We start from the raw sequence: 16,720 nt of genomic DNA, 5'->3' as shown, positions 1-16,720 counted from the left end.
ACGCAGGCCGGGCAGGCCGCGGTCACGGCCGCACCCGCAGGGCGATGCGCTTCTCGAACGGCGTGCCGTCGGCGGCCTCGGCCTCGAGGTCGATCCGCCACAGGCCGGGCGCGAGATCGAGCGGGACGGGCGTGCCGTCCGCGGCCCCGATCTGCAGCGGCTCGGCCCGCTCCGTCGGCCGCCCGATCGCGACGGCGAGGCGGGCGGGCGTGACGATCCGGCCGTCCCGGTCGCGCAGCTCGAGCCGCAGCGCGCCGCCCTCGTGATCGGCCCGCACGGTCCAGCCCAGCCGCTCCTGCGCCGCGCGGCGGCGCTCGAAGCTCTGGCTCGCGACGTAGCTGCTGTCGACCTCGAGCCCCGAGAAGCTGCCCACGGCCTGCACCGCCATGGTAAGGTTGACCCCGATGATCACGGCGAAGGCGCCGGCGAAGAGCCCCAACACGTGGCGGCCGGTGAGTTCCCTTGTGGTCATGGCTTGTCCTGCCCGTTGAAGGTGGTGTCGACCGAGGCGCGCGCGCCGTCGCCGGCGGCCTCGGCCCAGATCCGCAGCGTGCTGCGATGTTGCCCGGCCTGCGCCGATGCCGGCGGCGCGGTCACGTAGATGCGGGCCAGCGCCTGGGTGTCGGCGGGCACGGTGACGACCGGCCGCGCCGCGCCCTCGACCGAGAGCGCCAGCCCCGTCCCGCCGCCCAGCGACAGCGCGAAGTCCCGCGGCGTGCCGGTCTTGTTGCGCAGCCGCAGGTCGTAGGCGTTGCGGATGCTGCCGTCCGAGAGCGTCACGAAGCGCGGGTTGCGCTCGGGCGCGACCGTCAGCTCGACATCGGCGCGCATGAACAGCATCGCCACCAGCGCCACGCCGATCCCGGCCCAGAGCGCGGCGTAGAGGATGTTGCGCGGGCGGAAGACGTGCTGCCGCGCCGGGCGCGGCGCGGCGCCGGCCGCCTCGCGCGGGGCATCCGACAGCGCGAGGTAGTCGATCAGGCCCCGGTCGCGGCCGGTGCGGGCCATGACCTCGTCGCAGGCGTCGATGCACAGCGCGCAGGTGATGCAGGCCATCTGCTGGCCATCGCGGATGTCGATCCCCATCGGGCAGACATTGACGCAGGCGCTGCAGTCGATGCAGTCGCCCAAGCCCTCGGCCGCGACGGCCTTGCGATGCTTGCCGCGCGGCTCGCCGCGCCAGTCGCGATAGGCGACGGTCAGCGTATCCTCGTCCATCATCGCGCCCTGGATGCGCGGCCAGGGGCACATGTAGATGCAGACCTGCTCGCGCATGAAGCCGCCGAAGACGAATGTGGTGGCGGTCAGCACGAGGATGGTGGCGTAGGCCACGGGCGGGGCGGAGAAGTTCGCGAGATCGCGCGCCAGCGTCGGCGCGTCGGTGAAGTAGAACACCCAGGCCCCGCCGGTCATGAGGCCGATCAGCGCCCAAGCCGTCCACTTGGTCAGCCGCAGCCGCCACTTGCGCACCGACCAGGGCGCGGCGTGCAGCCGCAGCCGGGCGTTGCGGTCGCCGTCGATCCAGCGCTCGACCAGGATGAAGAGGTCGGTCCAGACCGTCTGCGGGCAGGCATAGCCGCACCAGACCCGGCCCAGCGCCGCGGTGAACAGGAACAGGCCGATCCCGGCCATGACCAGAAGCCCCGCCACGAAGTAGAACTCGTGCGACCAGATCTCGATCATGAAGAAGTAGAAGCGCCGATGCGCGAGATCGACCAGCACCGCCTGGTCGGGCAGCTCCGGCCCGCGATCCCAGCGCAGCCACGGGGTGAGGTAGTAGATCCCCAGCGTCACCGCCATGATCTGCCATTTCAGCCGGCGGTAGAAGCCCGAGACCCGGCGCGGGAAGATCGGCACCCGCGCCGCGTAGAGTGAGGAAGATCGTGCCGTCATCTGTTCCGTCCTGTCTGCCGAGGCCCTTCTGCGGCGCGGCAGGACGGGCGGCATTGACGTGGATCAATTTCGGAAAGCTCGCGCGCCCCCGCCGCGACGGCGGGGGCGCGCGAGCCTCAGCCGGGTTCCGCGGCCGAGCCGGGGGCCGCCCCTATCCGCCGCTCCTCGGCCTCGCCGCCGCCGAGCTGGTGGACATAGGAGGCCAGCGCCCGCAGCTCGGCCTCGTCGAGCCGGCCGCCCCAGCCCGGCATCACGCCGTAGGGCCCTTCGGCGATCACGCGGGTCAGGGTCTCGGGCGCGTCGCCGTAGAGCCAGATCGCGTCGGTGAGGTCGGGCGCGCCGATCGACCGGTCGCCGCGCGCATCCGCGCCGTGGCACGAGGCGCAGTTGTCGGCGAAGAGCGCGCCGGCCGGGCCCGCCTCCGGATCGGCGCCCTCGGGCAGCGCCCGGACATGCGCGACGAGGCTGCGGATCTCGTCGCGGCCGAGGAAGTCGCCGAAGCCCGGCATCTGCGAGAAGCGCGTCTCGGGGTCTTCCTCGTTGCGGATGCCGTGGCGGATGGTGTGGGCGATCTCCTCGATCTCGCCGCCCCAGAGCCAGTCGTCGTCGAGCAGGTTCGGATAGCCCACCGCGCCGGCCGCGCCCGCGCCGTGGCATTGCGAGCAGTTGGTGCGGAACAGCGCCGCGCCGGCCTGCACGGCGAAGCGGTGCAGGTCCGGGTCGTCCTCGCGCAGCGCCGCCAGATCGGCGTCGAGCAGCGCCGCCCATTGCCCGGTTTGCGCCGTTTCGACCGCGCGGATCTCCTCGGCGACGGCCGCGCGGGTGGACCAGCCCAGCACCCCCGCCGTCGCGCCCGAGACCAGCGGCCAGGCCGGGAAGGCGATGGTGTAGCCGATGCCCCAGACCACGGTGGCGTAGAAGGTCCACAGCCACCAGCGCGGCAGCGGGTTGTTCAGCTCGCGGATGCCGTCCCATTCATGGCCGGTGGTCTCGGTGCCGGTGATCTCGTCGCGCTCGCCCCCGCTCATTGCCCGGCCTCCCGCTTCGCGCCGCGCTGGAGCGGCTGCTCCGGCTCGGGCGAGAAGATCAGCCGCGCCGCGTCGTCGTGCAGCGGCCGGCTGCCGGGCCGGAAGGCCCAGAGAATGCAGCCGAGAAAGAAGCCGAACATCATCAGCAGCACCCAGCTGTCGGCGATCTGTCGAAGTATCGAGTAGGTGTCCATCGCGCGTCCCCTATCGGCTGGCATCTGCGGTGAAGGTGGAGAAGTCGACCAGCGTGCCGAGCATCTGGAGATAGGCGATCAGCGCATCCATCTCGGTCAGCTCGGGGTTGCCGTCGAAGTCGCGGGCCTGCGCGCCCGGGTAGCGCTCGAGCAGCCCGTCATGGTCGCCCATCGGGTCGGCCTGGGCCCGGAAATCGGCCTCGGCCGTCTCGATCATCGCGGCGCTGTAGGGCACGCCGACCAGGCGGTGCGTGCGCAGCAGCGCCGGGGCGTCCTCGGCCGAGAGCGGCCGGCGTTCGAGGAAGTCGTATTTCGGCATGACGCTTTCGGGCACCACCGATTGCGGGTCGCGGAAATGGTCGACATGCCATTCGTCCGAGTAGCGCCCGCCGACCCGCGCGAGATCCGGGCCGGTGCGCTTGGAGCCCCACTGGAACGGGTGGTCGTACATCGACTCGGCGGCGAGGCTGTAATGGCCGTAGCGTTCGACCTCGTCGCGCATCGGGCGGATCATCTGGCTGTGGCAGACATAGCAGCCCTCGCGCACGTAGATGTCGCGCCCCGCCAGCTCGAGCGGCGAGTAGGGCCGCATGCCGTCGACCTCCTCGACCGTGTTCTCGAGCCAGAACAGCGGCGCGATCTCGACGATGCCGCCGATGGTGACGACGACGAAGGACAGCACCAGAAGCAGCGTGGCGTTGCGCTCGATCATGCCGTGGCGGTCGATCAGCCGGGGCTTGCCCGCCGGGGCGGTCTGGGTGGTTTGCTCGGTCATGGGATCACTCCGCGGCGATGGTGTCGGTGGGGGCGATGCTGCGGGCCGGGGCGCGGCGCACGGTCATCCACATGTTCCAGACCATGATCAGCGCACCGGCGAGGTAGAGGCCGCCGCCCAGCGCGCGGATCACGTACATCGGGAACTTGGCGGCAACGGTGTCGGCGAAGGAGTTGACGAGGAAGCCCTGGTCGTCGACCTCGCGCCACATCAGGCCTTCCATGATCCCGGTGACCCACATCGCCGCCGCGTAGAGCACGATGCCGATCGTCGCGAGCCAGAAGTGCCAGTTGATCGCGGCGCTGGAATACATGCGCTCCCGGCCCCAGAGCTTCGGCGTCAGGAAGTAGAGGCAGCCGAAGGTGATCAGCCCGTTCCAGCCGAGCGCGCCGGAATGCACGTGGCCGATGGTCCAGTCGGTGTAGTGCGACAGCGAGTTGACCGCCCGGATCGACATCACCGGCCCCTCGAAGGTCGACATGCCGTAGAAGGCGAGGCTGGCCACGAACATGCGGATGATCGGGTCGGTGCGGATCTTGTCCCAGGCGCCCTCGAGCGTCATCAGGCCGTTGATCATGCCGCCCCAGCTCGGCATCCACAGGATCACCGAGAACACCATGCCCAGCGTCGAGGCCCAGTCGGGCAGCGCGGTGTAGTGCAGGTGGTGCGGACCGGCCCAGATGTAGAGGAAGATCAGCGCCCAGAAGTGGATGATCGACAGCTTGTAGCTGTAGACCGGCCGGCCGGCCTGCTTGGGCACGAAGTAGTACATCATGCCGAGGAAGCCCGCGGTCAGGAAGAAGCCCACCGCGTTGTGGCCGTACCACCACTGGGTCATCGCGTCCTGCACGCCGGCGAAGAGCTGCACCGACTTGGAGCCCCAGATCGAGACCGGGATCGACAGGTTGTTGACCACGTGCAGCATCGCCACGGTGACGATGAAGGCGAGGAAGAACCAGTTGGCGACGTAGATGTGGCGCTCGCGCCGCTTCAGGATCGTGCCGAGATAGACCGCGAGGTAGGCGAGCCAGACCACGGTGAGCCAGATGTCGACGTACCATTCCGGCTCGGCGTATTCCTTCGACTGGGTCGATCCGAGCAGGTAGCCGGTGGCGGCGAAGACGATGAAGAGCTGGTAGCCCCAGAACACGAACCAGGCGGTGTTGCCGCCCCAGAGCCGCGCCGCCGAGGTGCGCTGCACCACGTAGAAGGAGGTCGCGATCAGCGCGTTGCCGCCGAAGGCGAAGATCACCGCCGAGGTATGCAGCGGCCTCAGGCGTCCGAAATTCGCGAGCCCCTCGGACCAGTCGAAGTTCAGCGTCGGGAAGGCCAGCTGCAGCGCGATGAAGACGCCGACGAGGAAGCCCATGACCCCCCAGAAGGCGGTGGCGATGACGCCGGCGCGCACCGGCCCGTCCATGTAGCCCGACAGGTCGGGCGCAGGGCGCGGGCTGCCGGTGCGGCGCAGTTCGCGCAGCAGCAGCCCGCCCGCAATCAGCATCACCATGGCGGCGTGCAGGCTGTAGGCCGGGTCGCGCCCCCAGTCGGCCGCGATCGCGGCCAGGAGCGTGACCAGGCCGAGCAAGGGGATCTTCATGTAATCCATTGGTCTCGTGTCCCTCGGCTTCGGCCGCGCTCCGGGAATGGCGCGGCGTTTCGACAGCCGATGGCACGGCCCGCACCGGGCGGGCTTTGACATGGATCAATTTCGCCTCGGGCCGGTCCGGGCGGCGGCCATGCATGCCGCGCATGGCGCGGCCCGGCGGCTCGGCCGCACGGGGCGGCCCACCGCCCTGCCCGCCAAGGGCCGGGGCGGCGCTCTAGCGGCCTCGTCGCGGCCGGGGCGAGGATGCGGATCGGAAGGTGGCGTCAGCCCGGTGCGACAATGCGCCCCGGCCTCGGCTCATGCGGCGCGCGGGCCCGGTTCAGGACAGGATGCCGCCATCGGCGTCGTCGCCGGCCTCGAGCGCCAGGCGCTCGAGATCGGGGATGCGGATCTCGCGCAGCGAGGGCGTCTCGATCAGCCCGTCCTTGCGCAGCGCCGTGACCTGCCGGCTGGTGGTCTCGATGGTCAGGCCGAGATGGTCGGCCATGGCCTCGCGCGACAGCGGCAGCTGCAGCGTCAGCGCCCGGCCCGCCCCCGCGCCGCTGCGCGCCCGGCGCCGCGCGAGGCTGACGAGGAAGGCGGCCAGCCGCTCGCGCGCGGTCATCCGGCCCAGCACCACCGTCCAGTCGCGCGCCGCGTCCAGCTCGTCGAGCGTCATGGTCAGCAGCCGCGTCGCGATATGCGGCGTCTCGCGCACCAGCCGCTCGAAGGTGCGGCGCTCGAATCGGCACAGCGTGACGTCGCTCAGCGCCACCACGTCATAGGCCGAGGCGCTGCGGCCGGGGCGGCCGATGAAGTCCGACGGCAGCAGCAGGCCGACCATCTGCCGCCGCCCGTCCTCGAGCGTGCGCGACATGGTGGCGCTGCCGGTGACGATCGAGCTGAGATAGTGCAGCGGCTCGCCCGCCGAGGCGAGCGAGGTGCCGGCGGGCACCTGGCGGTAGCTCTTGGCGCGTTCCAGCACGGCCAGTTCGTCGGCATCGCATTCGGCGCAGACGGCGTTGTGGCGGATCGGGCAATTGCCGCAGGCCGGGATATGGGGCTGCATGGTCATGTTCGACCCATAACGGCGGGATTGATCTGCATCAATGCCGGCCCGGCTGCCGGCGACAAATTGCCCGCATGACCCATGATCCCCTCAAGACCCGCCTCCTCGAAGCCCGCGTGCCCCGCTACACGAGCTTTCCGCCCGCCAACCGCTTCGGCCCCGAGGTCGGCCCCGACCAGATGGCGCAGTGGCTCGGCGCCACGCCGCCGGGCGCGCCGGTGTCGCTCTACATCCACGTGCCGTTCTGCCGGCGGCTCTGCTGGTTCTGCGCCTGCCGGACGCAGGGCGCGCGCAGCGACGAGCCGATCGACCGCTATCTCGACCATCTCGCCATCGAGATCGGGCTGGTGCGGGACCGCCTGCCCCGCGACGTCGCGACGACCGCGCTGCATCTGGGCGGCGGCACCCCCACCCTGCTGTCGCCCGATCGCATGGACCGCCTCGCCGCGATGGTGGAGGACGCCTTCCCGGCGCATCCGGGGCGCGAGGTCTCGGTCGAGATCGACCCCTGCGAATGCGACGGCGCCCGGCTCGACAAGCTGATGGAGATCGGGCTCACCCGCGCCTCGATCGGCGTGCAGGATTTCGACCGCGAGGTGCAGTCGGCCATCGGCCGCCACCAGAGCGCGGCCCGCACGGCGCGCATCGTCGAGGGGCTGCGCGAGCGGGGCGTCGGCGGGATCAACTTCGACCTGCTCTACGGCCTGCCGCACCAGACCGAGGCGAAGCTCGCCGACACGCTGCGGCAGGTTCTCGAGATGCGGCCCGACCGGATCGCGCTCTACGGCTACGCGCATGTGCCGTGGATGGCGCGCAGGCAGAGGCTCATCTCCGAAAGCACCCTGCCCGACGCGACCGAGCGGCTCGGCCTGTCGGCGCTGGCGCGCGACGCGCTTCTGGCCAATGGCTACGTGGAGATCGGCATCGACCATTACGCGCTGGCCGGCGACAGCCTCGCGCAGGCCGAACGGTCCGGGCGGCTGCATCGCAACTTCCAGGGCTACACCACGGACGCCACCGAACGGCTGATCGGCCTCGGCCCCTCGGCCATCTCGCGCTTCCCGCAGGGCTACGCCCAGAACCAGGCGGCCACCGGCGCGTGGCAGGACCGCCTCGCCGGCGCGACGCTCGCCACCGCGCGGGGGCATGTCATGTCGAAGACGGACCGGGCCATCGCCTTCATCATCGAGAGGATCATGTGCGAGGGCCGGGTCGATCTGCGCGGGGGGCAGGACGACCCGGACATGCTGGAGCGCACCCTGCCCCTGGCGCGGCGGGCCATCGAGGAGTTCCCTGGCATCGCGCGGCTCGACGGCCCCGTCCTGCAGGCCGGGTCGCGCGAATACTGGCGGCTGCTCGCCTCGGTCTTCGACACCGAATACGAGGACAGCGCGGGCCGCTACAGCATGGCCAGCTGATCCGGGCGCAGGCGCCGGTCGGTGCGGGATCGATTCGAAACGCCCGGCCGGCCGGCCCCGCGGGGCCGCCTTCAGGCCTCCGGAGACGAGCCGGGGGCCGGAAAGCGCGACGCATTTCCCGGCCATCGGTCGCCGCAATGGAATGCCGGACGGGCCGGGCCACGGGGCGCTCGCCGCGCGGCCCGGCCCCGCTCGGACCGCTCAGGCCGGGTCGAGCGCGACCCAGGCCCCGTCGCGCCCGGAGGAGTCGAGCGCGGCCTGGATGAACCGCAGCCCGGCCACCCCGTCCCGCACCCCCGGGATCGGGGCGCGGGGCGCGTCGGGCGACCGGAGGTCGTCGGCGAACTCGGCATAGAGGCTGGCGAAGGCTTCGAGGAAACCCTCGGGATGGCCGGCCGGGATGCGGGCCGCGCCCGCGAAGCCCGCCCCGCCCCGCGTCAGCAGGCGCCTCGGCTCGCCGATCGGCGTGAACCAGATCCGGTTCGGCGCCTCCTGGTCGAACTCGATCGACCCGCGGGTGCCGTAGACCCGCAGCCGCAGGGCATTTTCGTTGCCGACAGCCACCTGGCTGACCCAGAGAAGCCCCCGCGCGCCGTTCGGGTAGCGCAGCATGATGTGGGCGTTGTCGTCCACGCGCCGCCCGGCGCCGAAGCTGTGGAGATCGGCGCTCAGGGAGGTTGGCTCGAGGCCGCTCACGAAGCTCGCGAGATGCAGGGCATGCGTCCCGATGTCGGCGATCGCGCCGCCCCGGCCCGCCTGCTCGGGATCCAGCCGCCACTTCGACTGCTTGCTCTCGGCCGCGCCGGCCAGCCAATCCTGCGCGTATTCCACGTTGACGACGCGGATCTCGCCCAAGGCCCCTTCGGCGACCAGACGCCGGGCTTCGCGGACCATCGGATAAGCCGAGTAGTTGTGCGTGAGCATCAGCCGGACGCCGGAGCTTTCGACCAGCCCGCGCAGGGTTTCGGCGTCTTCCAGCGTCGACGTCATCGGCTTGTCGCAGATCACGTGGATGCCCTGCTCGAGAAACGCCTTCGCCACGGCGAAATGCAGGTGGTTGGGCGTCACCACGGCCACGGCCTCGATGCCGTCCTCGCGCGCGGCCTCGACGCGGGCCATCTCGGCGTAGTCCGCGTAGATCCGGTCCGGCGCGAGCCCGATCCTGCGGCCCGAGGCCAGAGCCCGCTCGGGGGTGGAGGACAGCGCGCCCGCGACGAGGTCGTACCTGTCGTCGATCCGGGCGGCGATCCGGTGCACGGCCCCGATGAAGGCATCGGCCCCGCCACCGACCATCCCGAGGCGAATTCTTGGTTGATGTTCCATGTCTTGTCCCTCCTGCTCGGTCATTCGCGGCCCGGGCGGGGCGTGGCCCCGCGCCGGCGGCGCTCCGGTTCGGCGCCTAGCGGTATCCGGCTTCGCCTTCGCCGTGCAGGCGCGGTCCGCGGGCCTCGATCTTCTCGGGCGCCTCCTCCACCGGCACGTTGGGCGCGGCGTCCGGATCCGCGATCCGGGCCGCCGGGTTGTGCGCCCATTCCACGGCGTTGCGCAGCACCTGCCGCACGTTCTCGTCGTGATAGGTCGGGTAGGTCTCGTGCCCGGGCTGGAAGTAGAAGACGTTGCCCACGCCCCGGCGATAGGTGACCCCGGAGCGGAAAACCTCGCCGCCCTGGAACCACCCGATCAGCACGGTCTCGAGCGGTTCGGGAATGCCGAAGGGCTCGCCATACATCTCCTCGGAGGCAAGCTCGAAATGATCGGGCAGCCCGCGCACGATGGGATGCCGGGGCGCGGTGACCCAGAGCCGCTCGCGCTCTCCGGCCTCGCGCCATTTCAGGTTGCAGGGGGTGCCCATCAGCCGCTTGAAGATCTTGGAGAAATGCGCCGAGTGCAGCGCGATCAGCCCCATGCCGCCATGCACCGCCGTCGCGACCCGCTCGACGATCTCGTCGGAGACCTCGCCATGCGCGCAATGCCCCCACCAGAGCAGCACGTCGGTCTCGGCCAGCCGCTCGACCGTGAGGCCATGCTCGTCCTCCTGCAGCGTGGCCGTGCCGGCCGAGATGCGGTCCGAGGCGTTGAGCGCCTCCGCGATGCAGGCATGCATGCCGTCCGGGTAGATCCCGGCCACGACCTCGTTGGTTCTCTCATGGACGTTCTCGCCCCAGACGAGGGCTCTGATCTTGGTCATCTGTCGGGTTTCCTATCTTGGCTGAGGCTTCGGGACGGAGCCGGTCAATCCGGGCTTCGCGGCCGCGCGGTGCTCTCGCGGGTGATCAGCACCGGCTGGATCACCTGCTCGTCCACCGCCGTGTTGGTGCCTTCGATCAGGTCGATCAGGCGGTCGCAGGCCATGCTGCCCCACTTGCGGCGCGAATGCCGCACGGTGGTCAGCCCCGGCGTGGTCGTCGAGGCGAAGGACAGATCGTCATAGCCCACGACCGAGATCTCGCCCGGGACCGAGATGCCGAGCCGCGAGAACTCGTGCAGCAGGCCGATGGCGGCCTCGTCGTTGTGGACGAACACGCCCGTCGGGCGGTCCGGCATTTGCGCGATCTCGTTCGCCGCCCGGCGGCCGTAATCGATGCTGAGATTGCCGTCGGAGCGGATGGTCCGGGCCCGGCCCAGCCCGGCTGTCTCGAGCACCTGGTCGAAGCCCCTGAAGCGGCGGTGGATGGCGTCGTGCTGCAGCGGACCGCAGACCTGCAGCAGGTTCCTGTGCCCCTGCTCGAGCAGATGCGTCGCGGCGATCGCGCCGCCCAGGTCGTTGTCGATCCGGACCGTGGGCACCCGCGCCTCCCTGATCGTCGTGCAGGCGACCACGGGCTTGCCGGTGCCGTCCTGCTCCTGCGTCTGCGCGATCATGCCTTGCGGCATTTCGGAGGTGTTGAGCAGCACGCCGTCGGCCTTGTTGGAGCCGAGCATCCCCGAATAGACGAGCTCGGTGTCCGCGTTCTCCGAGGTGTCGCCGATCAGCAGCGTGTAGCCGCGGCCCCGCGCGTGCACCTCGATGCCCTTGAAGAACTCGGCATAGAACGGGTTGCTGATGTCCGAGACCAGGACCATCAGGGTGCGGCTGCGGCCGGTGCGGAAATCCACCGCCATCTGGTTGGTGGTGTAGCCCGTCTCGCGCACGACGGCGAGGATGTGGTCGCGCGTCGACTTCTTGACCTCGTCGGGCCGCGACAGCGCGCGCGACACCGTCGCGACCGAGACGCCGGCGGCTCGGGCGACATCCCGAACGGTGGGTCGCTTGTGGGTCTCAGTCATCGCTTCTCCGCCGTGCTGTTCAACGTCCGATCGGTGCGCCGGCCGCGTCGAACCGGTGGATGCGGTCGACCCGCGGGGCCAGACCGACCGTCGCACCGAGATCGAAGTCATGCTGGCCGTCGAGGCTGACCGTGAAAAGCCCGATCTCGGGCACGCGCGCATAGACGATCGTGTTGTGGCCCAGCCGTTCGACCAGCGTGACCTTGGCCTGCCAAGTCGGGTCGTCGACGTTGATGATCATGTGCTCGGGCCGGATACCGACCGTCTCGGCGCCGAAGGCCCGCGCGGCCCCGCCCGAGATCAGGTTCATCTTGGGCGAGCCGATGAAGCTCGCCACGAACTCTGAGGCCGGGTTGTTGTAGAGCTCCATCGGCGAGCCGACCTGCTCGATTCGGCCGCCGTTCAGCACCACGATCCGGTCCGCCATGGTCATCGCCTCGACCTGGTCGTGGGTGACGTAGATCATCGTCGTCGCGAGCCGCTGGTGCAGTTCGCTGATCTCCACGCGGGTCTCCGAGCGCAGCGCCGCGTCGAGGTTGGAGAGCGGCTCGTCGAGCAGGAACAGCCGCGGGCTGCGCACGATCGCCCGCCCGATCGCCACCCGCTGGCGCTGGCCGCCCGAGAGCTGGCCCGGCTTGCGCTCGAGCAGCGGCTCGAGCTTCAGCGCCTCCGCCGCGGCCATGACCTTCCTGCTGATCTCGGCCTTGGGCGTCTTCTCGAGGCTGAGGCTGAAGCCCATGTTCTCGGCCACGGTCATCTGCGGGTAGAGCGCGTAGGACTGGAACACCATCGCGATGTTGCGCTGCTTGGGCGTCAGCTTGTTGCTGAGCGCGCCGTCGATGCGCAGCTCGCCCGAGGTGATGTCCTCCAGCCCGGCGATCATCCGCAGCAAGGTCGACTTGCCGCAGCCCGACGGGCCGACGAAGACGACGAACTCCCCGTCCCGGATCGACAGGTTGATGTCCTTCAGCACCTCGACCGCGCCGTAGGACTTGTGGACGTTCTTCAGTTCAAGATTGGCCATGGATCCTCAACCTTTCGCCACGTCGGCCCGCCGGGCCGCTCTCTGCTCGGCCAGCGGGGCCTCGAGAATTCTGTCGATCGAGGCCGGGTCGGCGGCCTGCAGCATGCGGCCCTCCCGCCCCGCAACGATGCCTTCGACGTCGTGCACGATCATCTCGCCGATCGGATGCCGCCCGCCCTGGACGGCCGCGGCACGATGCGGCGACAGGATCACGTTCGGCACCGAGCGGATCGCGTCGTCCCGCGGCAGCGGCTCCTGCGGGAAGACGTCGATCGCGAGCCGGATCCGCCGCTCGGAGGCGGCCGCGACGAGGGCGTCGTAATCCACCAGATGCGACCGGCTGATCACCACGACCAGCGTGCCCGGGCGCATCCGGGCGACGAGATCGGCGCTGATCAGCTTGTAGTTCTCGTCGGTCGGCGCGGCGGCGACGACTATGCAGCGGCTTTGCGTGACGAGCTCGTCGAGATCGCAGAGCGCGACGCCCTCGGGCCGCTCGCCCGCGCGTTCGAGCCACGGGTCGAAGGCGCGGATGCGGGAGGCGAAGGGTTCGAGTAGACGCGCGCATTCGCGCGCGATCATGCCGTAGCCGACGAAGCCGATCTCCTGGCCGTAGAGGCTGAAGTCGCGGCCGAGATTGTCGTCGAGCCAGCGCTCGTGCCCCTCGCGGAAGGCCTCGTGCTCCTGCACCAGTCCGCGCCCGCCGGCGATCATCATGCCCAGCGTCATCTCGGCGACGGAGTGCCGGAAGCCGGGCGCGCAGGACAGGACCTCGATGCCGCGCTCGAAGCAGGCCTTGTAGTCGAGCCCGGTCCGGAAGGTGCCCGCGACCTCGATGATCGCCTTGAGATTCCCGGCCCGGTCGAGCTGCTCCGCCGAAAGCCGGGGATGCGCCGCGACCAGGAAGGTCGCCTCGGCGAGCCTGTCGTCGATCTCGGACTGCGCCATCGGCCAGTTCACCCCGCCCGCGACATCGCAAAGTTCGGTCAGGCGGGCATAGCATTCGGGGCTGAAGAGCTCTTCGAGCTGCCTGAAATGCTGGTCCATGATGAGAAGCGGCTTCATTGCGGGCCCTTATTTGACGGCGCCGGAGGTCATGCCCCGGACGAAGTGGCGTTGAAAGATCAGGAAGAGGGCGACCACCGGGACGGCCATGATGACCGTGCCCGCCGACAGCGCCGTGATGTCGCGCGTCTGCGTGCCCTGGAAGTTCAGAAGGCCGACCGAAAGCGTGCGCATGTCCTCGCGCGGCAGGAGCAGCAACCGCAGGAGCAGGTCGTTCCAGCTCCACATGAACTCCAGCAGGCCGGTCGTGACGATGACGGGCGCGGAGATCGGCAGGACGACCCGGCGGTAGATCTGGAACTCGCTCGCGCCGTCGATCCGCGCGGCTTCGTGCAGCGCCTTCGGGATGCCGACGAAGTAGGAGGTGAACATGAACACGAAGACCGACACGGCCAGCGCCAGGTCCGCGAGGATGACGCCGAGATGCGAGTTGATCAGGCCGAAGCTGCGCACCGTCGAGTAGAGCGGCAGGATGATCGCGGTGACCGGGATCATCAGCCCGAGCAGGAAGACGAACTTGAGCAGCAGCTTTCCGGGGAAGTCGATGAACACCATCGCATAGGCGGCCATCGAGGCGATGAAGATCATGACGACCGCATCGATCGCCGAGATCAGGACGGTGTTTCCGAAATACTTGCCGAAGCCGCCCTCGGTCCAGACCCGGACGTAATGCTCGAAGGTCGGCGCCAGCGGCGGAAACCAGGCCGGGTCGCCCAGTTCGGTGGCCGGCTTGAGCGAGGTGAAGACCGTCATGATCGACGGGGCGCTCATCAGCACGGCGATGACCGTGAGCACGAGCAGAAGCAGGTAGCGAGCGAACATCCGTTACGCGTCCTTCTTCTCTTGGATCTGCATGTAGATGATCGTCGCCAGGCTCACGATCACGAGGAGCGCCACGCCGATCGCCGCGCCGTAGCCGTAGTTGTTCTCGAGCGCGCCGCGCTTGTACATGTAGGTGGACAGCAGCTCGCTCGACCGGATCGGCCCGCCCTGCGTGGTGGCCCAGATGATGTCGAACACCTTGAAGGACGCGGTCAGCGTCAGGATGAAGACCACCGCCGTCACCGGCCGCAGCGCCGGCATGGTCACGTGCCGGAACGCCTGCAACGTGGTGGCGCCATCCACCTTCGCGGCGTCGTAGAGATCCTCGTCCACGGCCTGCAGGCCAGCCAGGAAGATGATGACGCTCAGGCCGATGGTCGACCAGGAATGGGCGAAGGCCAGCGCGAACAGCACGACGTCGGGGCTGCCGAGCCAGGGGGTCGCCAGGGCCTCGAGGCCCACGCCCCTGAACGCCTCGTTGATGACGCCGTCGGGCTGGTACATCCAGCGCCAGATCGTCGCCACCGTGACCGGCGCCAGCACGACCGGCAGGACGATGGCGGTCTGCAGGATCAGCCGCGCGCGCCAGACCCGCGACAGCATCGCCGCGATGACGAGCCCCAGACCGACATTGATCACGATGATGAAGGCCGACCAGGCGAAGGTGTTGCGGAAGGCCTCCCAGAAGATCCGGTCGTCGAACATTTCGAGGTAGTTGCCGAGGCCCACCCATTCCATGTCCGGGCTGATGCCGTCCCAGTCGTGGAAGGAGTACTGGACGACGGACAGGGTCGGATAGATCGCGAAGGTCAGGTAGATCGCGAGCGCCGGAAGCAGGAAAAGCAGGGGCGCCAGCACCTTCGACAGCCGCGAGGATGTGTCACTGAACATTCTTGAGCCCATTCACGGTTCTGCGGATGCGGAGCGCGGTCTTCATGCCGGCCCCGCGGCGGGAGGCGTTGCCTGCGCCGCCGGGGGCCGCGCAGGCAACGCCCGATCGGGCGCGCCCTACCGGGGCGCCACCCCGCCCTGCTCCATCGCCTCGCCATCCTCCTTGGCCTTCTCCCAGGCCGACTGGAGCTCCTGCGTGAACTCCTCGGGCGACATCGCATCGAGCAGAAGCGCCTGCAGACCGTCATAGGCCACGTTGGTCAGGCGGCCCGGGGTGATGGTGTCGAGGAAGGCGGGCACGGTCCCGTTGTCCCGGTACCGGTCGACGCTCGCGTTGAGCTCGGCCCGCATCTCGGGGATCTGCGCGTTCTGCGATGCCTCGCCCAGGGGCCCGACCGGCACCATCCCGCCCGTCAGCAGCTTGGTGCGCCCCTCGGTGGTCATGAAGAGCGCGTTGAGATAGGCGACGGCCTCGTCCTTGTGCTCGGAATTGCTGCGGATGTACCAGCCGTTGCCGATCGACTCGGTCGGCACGATCTCCTGCCCCTCCTCGAAGGGCGGGGCCTGGAAGACGCCGTACTGGCCGGCGCGGTCGCCGGCGGCGTCGATGCCGCCATTGATCACCCACGGACCGGTGAAGGTCATCGGCAGGTCGCCCGCCCAGAAGCTGTCCATCATCTCGGCATAGTTGATCGCGACCGGGTTGGGGCCGAACCAGCCGTCCGAGCCCATCTGCTGCAGCCGGTCGCTGGCCGCCACGAAGGGGGCGTCCGTCCATTTCCCGTCCGCGAAGAGGACGTTCTCGATGCCCTCCGGCCCGGCGTAGCGGCCGAACATCATGGACTGCCAATGCGAGATCGACCACTTGTCGGCGGCGCCGAGCCCGATCGGCGTGTCGTAGCCCGCCTCCTTCAGCGCGGCCACCGCGGCCTGCATCTCCGCCCATGTCCGGGGCACGGCGATGCCGACCTCCTCGAAGATCGCCTTGTTGTAGAAGATCCCGGTCGACTCGACCTCGTTGCCGAGCGCCCAGAGCTTGCCGTCCTTCGAGGTCTGCATCAGGACCCCTTCGGGGATGACCTCGTCCCAGCCATGCTCGTAGTAGTAGGGCGTCAGATCGGCGACGAGGCCGCCGTCGATCAGGGCGGCGGGCTGCCCCGGGCCGGTCCCGAAGGTGAAGAGGTCGGGCCCCTCGCCGGCCGAGAGCGCGGGCACGAGCGCCGGGTTGAAGACGTCGGACGTGTTGGTCACCACGGTGTAGACGACATCCGGGTTCGCGGCGCTGAGTTCGTCTGCGAGCGTCTCGTAGATGGTCGTCTCCCCGGGCTCCCCACCGACCCAGATGACGACTTCCGTCTGCGCCGCCGCGGCACCGGCCGCCGCCGATCCGAGCGCAACTGAAAGCATCAGCTTGTTGAACATCTTCATCAGTTCCTCCCTCCAACTCGGCGCCAAACCTGCCGAACGAATCAAAATGTAACCGGTAACATCAGAAAAGTATACGGTTACATTGCTCAACTCAGGCGGTGATCGCCGGTCGCGCCCAAGATGTGCCACACGCTGCAGGCGGTGCCCGGAGGCCGGCGTCTGCGGATGAAAAGCGCTTCGGTCCTGCCTGATCGGGCCGCTTTCTAGACGCCCGGCAGGCCCTCGCCCGCGCCCCGACCAGGCTGCGCGCCCGCCTCGCGG

Annotated in this window: 16 protein-coding genes; 1 reads left to right on the top strand and 15 read right to left on the bottom strand. The window is 69.6% G+C overall.

All coding sequences use genetic code 11. The annotated features are described in order from the left end of the window. Window positions 1-22: 22 nt before the first annotated feature. The 7 genes from BLT43_RS04815 to fnrL all read right to left on the bottom strand — a co-directional run bounded on the left by BLT43_RS04815 (window position 23) and on the right by fnrL (window position 6,550). Complete coding sequence (locus BLT43_RS04815; RefSeq protein ID WP_090110595.1) at window positions 23-472, bottom strand: FixH family protein; 450 nt, start codon at window positions 470-472, stop codon at window positions 23-25. Then, a complete protein-coding gene (ccoG, locus tag BLT43_RS04810; protein WP_090110593.1) occupies window positions 469-1,893 on the bottom strand; it encodes a cytochrome c oxidase accessory protein CcoG in 1,425 nt (474 codons plus the stop codon). Before ccoG ends, BLT43_RS04815 begins: the two co-directional genes overlap by 4 nt. Window positions 1,894-2,009: 116 nt before the next feature. Beyond that, complete coding sequence (gene ccoP, locus BLT43_RS04805; RefSeq protein WP_090110591.1) at window positions 2,010-2,921, bottom strand: cytochrome-c oxidase, cbb3-type subunit III; 912 nt, start codon at window positions 2,919-2,921, stop codon at window positions 2,010-2,012. Next, window positions 2,918-3,115, bottom strand: coding sequence for a CcoQ/FixQ family Cbb3-type cytochrome c oxidase assembly chaperone (locus BLT43_RS04800; protein WP_017927843.1), 198 nt, complete (start codon window positions 3,113-3,115; stop codon window positions 2,918-2,920). The genes ccoP and BLT43_RS04800 overlap by 4 nt, the downstream gene beginning before the upstream one ends. Before the next feature lie 10 nt (window positions 3,116-3,125). After that, window positions 3,126-3,890, bottom strand: coding sequence for a cytochrome-c oxidase, cbb3-type subunit II (gene ccoO / locus BLT43_RS04795; RefSeq protein WP_090110589.1), 765 nt, complete (start codon window positions 3,888-3,890; stop codon window positions 3,126-3,128). A 4-nt stretch (window positions 3,891-3,894) separates the two neighbouring features. After that, window positions 3,895-5,496: a cytochrome-c oxidase, cbb3-type subunit I gene (ccoN, locus tag BLT43_RS04790; RefSeq protein WP_090110587.1), complete on the bottom strand. Its 1,602-nt coding sequence runs from the start codon at window positions 5,494-5,496 to the stop codon at window positions 3,895-3,897. Between the two features lie 319 nt (window positions 5,497-5,815). Continuing rightward, entirely contained in the window at window positions 5,816-6,550 is a 735-nt protein-coding gene (gene fnrL / locus BLT43_RS04785; RefSeq protein ID WP_242652221.1) for a transcriptional regulator FnrL, read from the bottom strand. A 68-nt stretch (window positions 6,551-6,618) separates the two neighbouring features. On the opposite strand from fnrL, the gene hemN reads away from it, so the two are divergent. Continuing rightward, window positions 6,619-7,962, top strand: coding sequence for an oxygen-independent coproporphyrinogen III oxidase (gene hemN / locus BLT43_RS04780; RefSeq protein ID WP_090110585.1), 1,344 nt, complete (start codon window positions 6,619-6,621; stop codon window positions 7,960-7,962). Window positions 7,963-8,163: 201 nt separating this feature from the next. Here hemN and BLT43_RS04775 read toward each other — a convergent pair whose 3' ends face one another. The 8 genes from BLT43_RS04775 to BLT43_RS04740 all read right to left on the bottom strand — a co-directional run bounded on the left by BLT43_RS04775 (window position 8,164) and on the right by BLT43_RS04740 (window position 16,459). Then, window positions 8,164-9,285: a Gfo/Idh/MocA family protein gene (locus tag BLT43_RS04775; protein ID WP_207497415.1), complete on the bottom strand. Its 1,122-nt coding sequence runs from the start codon at window positions 9,283-9,285 to the stop codon at window positions 8,164-8,166. A gap of 76 nt (window positions 9,286-9,361) precedes the next feature. Continuing rightward, window positions 9,362-10,150, bottom strand: coding sequence for a ThuA domain-containing protein (locus BLT43_RS04770; RefSeq protein ID WP_090110581.1), 789 nt, complete (start codon window positions 10,148-10,150; stop codon window positions 9,362-9,364). A gap of 44 nt (window positions 10,151-10,194) precedes the next feature. After that, the gene (locus BLT43_RS04765) at window positions 10,195-11,229 is read right to left on the bottom strand and encodes a LacI family DNA-binding transcriptional regulator (protein WP_165612541.1); all 1,035 of its coding nucleotides are present in this window, start codon (window positions 11,227-11,229) and stop codon (window positions 10,195-10,197) included. Window positions 11,230-11,248: 19 nt separating this feature from the next. Further along, window positions 11,249-12,253, bottom strand: a complete 1,005-nt coding sequence (locus tag BLT43_RS04760; protein ID WP_090110578.1) for an ABC transporter ATP-binding protein — start codon at window positions 12,251-12,253, stop codon at window positions 11,249-11,251. Window positions 12,254-12,259: 6 nt separating this feature from the next. Then, window positions 12,260-13,318, bottom strand: coding sequence for an NAD(P)-dependent oxidoreductase (locus BLT43_RS04755; RefSeq protein ID WP_090110576.1), 1,059 nt, complete (start codon window positions 13,316-13,318; stop codon window positions 12,260-12,262). 9 nt (window positions 13,319-13,327) lie between these two features. Next, the gene (locus tag BLT43_RS04750; RefSeq protein WP_090110574.1) at window positions 13,328-14,140 is read right to left on the bottom strand and encodes a carbohydrate ABC transporter permease; all 813 of its coding nucleotides are present in this window, start codon (window positions 14,138-14,140) and stop codon (window positions 13,328-13,330) included. Window positions 14,141-14,143: 3 nt separating this feature from the next. Next, window positions 14,144-15,031 (bottom strand): carbohydrate ABC transporter permease, encoded by an 888-nt coding sequence (locus BLT43_RS04745; protein ID WP_090110572.1) that lies wholly within the window; start codon window positions 15,029-15,031, stop codon window positions 14,144-14,146. A 117-nt stretch (window positions 15,032-15,148) separates the two neighbouring features. Then, window positions 15,149-16,459, bottom strand: coding sequence for an extracellular solute-binding protein (locus BLT43_RS04740; protein ID WP_090110570.1), 1,311 nt, complete (start codon window positions 16,457-16,459; stop codon window positions 15,149-15,151). Window positions 16,460-16,720: the final 261 nt, after the last annotated feature.

The sequence above is a fragment of the Limimaricola pyoseonensis genome (genome assembly GCF_900102015.1).
GTDB classification, from domain to species: domain Bacteria; phylum Pseudomonadota; class Alphaproteobacteria; order Rhodobacterales; family Rhodobacteraceae; genus Limimaricola; species Limimaricola pyoseonensis.
The sequence above is the reverse complement of the archived record's forward strand: the minus strand, read 5'-3'. Positions and strand labels throughout refer to the sequence as shown.

Bases quoted from the DNA above. Each gene is read 5' to 3' on its own strand.
- BLT43_RS04815 (WP_090110595.1), bottom strand. From the start codon at position 472: ATGACCACAAGGGAACTCACCGGCCGCCACGTGTTGGGGCTCTTCGCC.
- ccoG (WP_090110593.1), bottom strand. From the start codon at position 1,893: ATGACGGCACGATCTTCCTCACTCTACGCGGCGCGGGTGCCGATCTTC.
- ccoP (WP_090110591.1), bottom strand. From the start codon at position 2,921: ATGAGCGGGGGCGAGCGCGACGAGATCACCGGCACCGAGACCACCGGC.
- BLT43_RS04800 (WP_017927843.1), bottom strand. From the start codon at position 3,115: ATGGACACCTACTCGATACTTCGACAGATCGCCGACAGCTGGGTGCTG.
- ccoO (WP_090110589.1), bottom strand. From the start codon at position 3,890: ATGACCGAGCAAACCACCCAGACCGCCCCGGCGGGCAAGCCCCGGCTG.
- ccoN (WP_090110587.1), bottom strand. From the start codon at position 5,496: ATGGATTACATGAAGATCCCCTTGCTCGGCCTGGTCACGCTCCTGGCC.
- fnrL (WP_242652221.1), bottom strand. From the start codon at position 6,550: ATGACCATGCAGCCCCATATCCCGGCCTGCGGCAATTGCCCGATCCGC.
- hemN (WP_090110585.1), top strand. From the start codon at position 6,619: ATGACCCATGATCCCCTCAAGACCCGCCTCCTCGAAGCCCGCGTGCCC.
- BLT43_RS04775 (WP_207497415.1), bottom strand. From the start codon at position 9,285: ATGGAACATCAACCAAGAATTCGCCTCGGGATGGTCGGTGGCGGGGCC.
- BLT43_RS04770 (WP_090110581.1), bottom strand. From the start codon at position 10,150: ATGACCAAGATCAGAGCCCTCGTCTGGGGCGAGAACGTCCATGAGAGA.
- BLT43_RS04765 (WP_165612541.1), bottom strand. From the start codon at position 11,229: ATGACTGAGACCCACAAGCGACCCACCGTTCGGGATGTCGCCCGAGCC.
- BLT43_RS04760 (WP_090110578.1), bottom strand. From the start codon at position 12,253: ATGGCCAATCTTGAACTGAAGAACGTCCACAAGTCCTACGGCGCGGTC.
- BLT43_RS04755 (WP_090110576.1), bottom strand. From the start codon at position 13,318: ATGAAGCCGCTTCTCATCATGGACCAGCATTTCAGGCAGCTCGAAGAG.
- BLT43_RS04750 (WP_090110574.1), bottom strand. From the start codon at position 14,140: ATGTTCGCTCGCTACCTGCTTCTGCTCGTGCTCACGGTCATCGCCGTG.
- BLT43_RS04745 (WP_090110572.1), bottom strand. From the start codon at position 15,031: ATGTTCAGTGACACATCCTCGCGGCTGTCGAAGGTGCTGGCGCCCCTG.
- BLT43_RS04740 (WP_090110570.1), bottom strand. From the start codon at position 16,459: ATGAAGATGTTCAACAAGCTGATGCTTTCAGTTGCGCTCGGATCGGCG.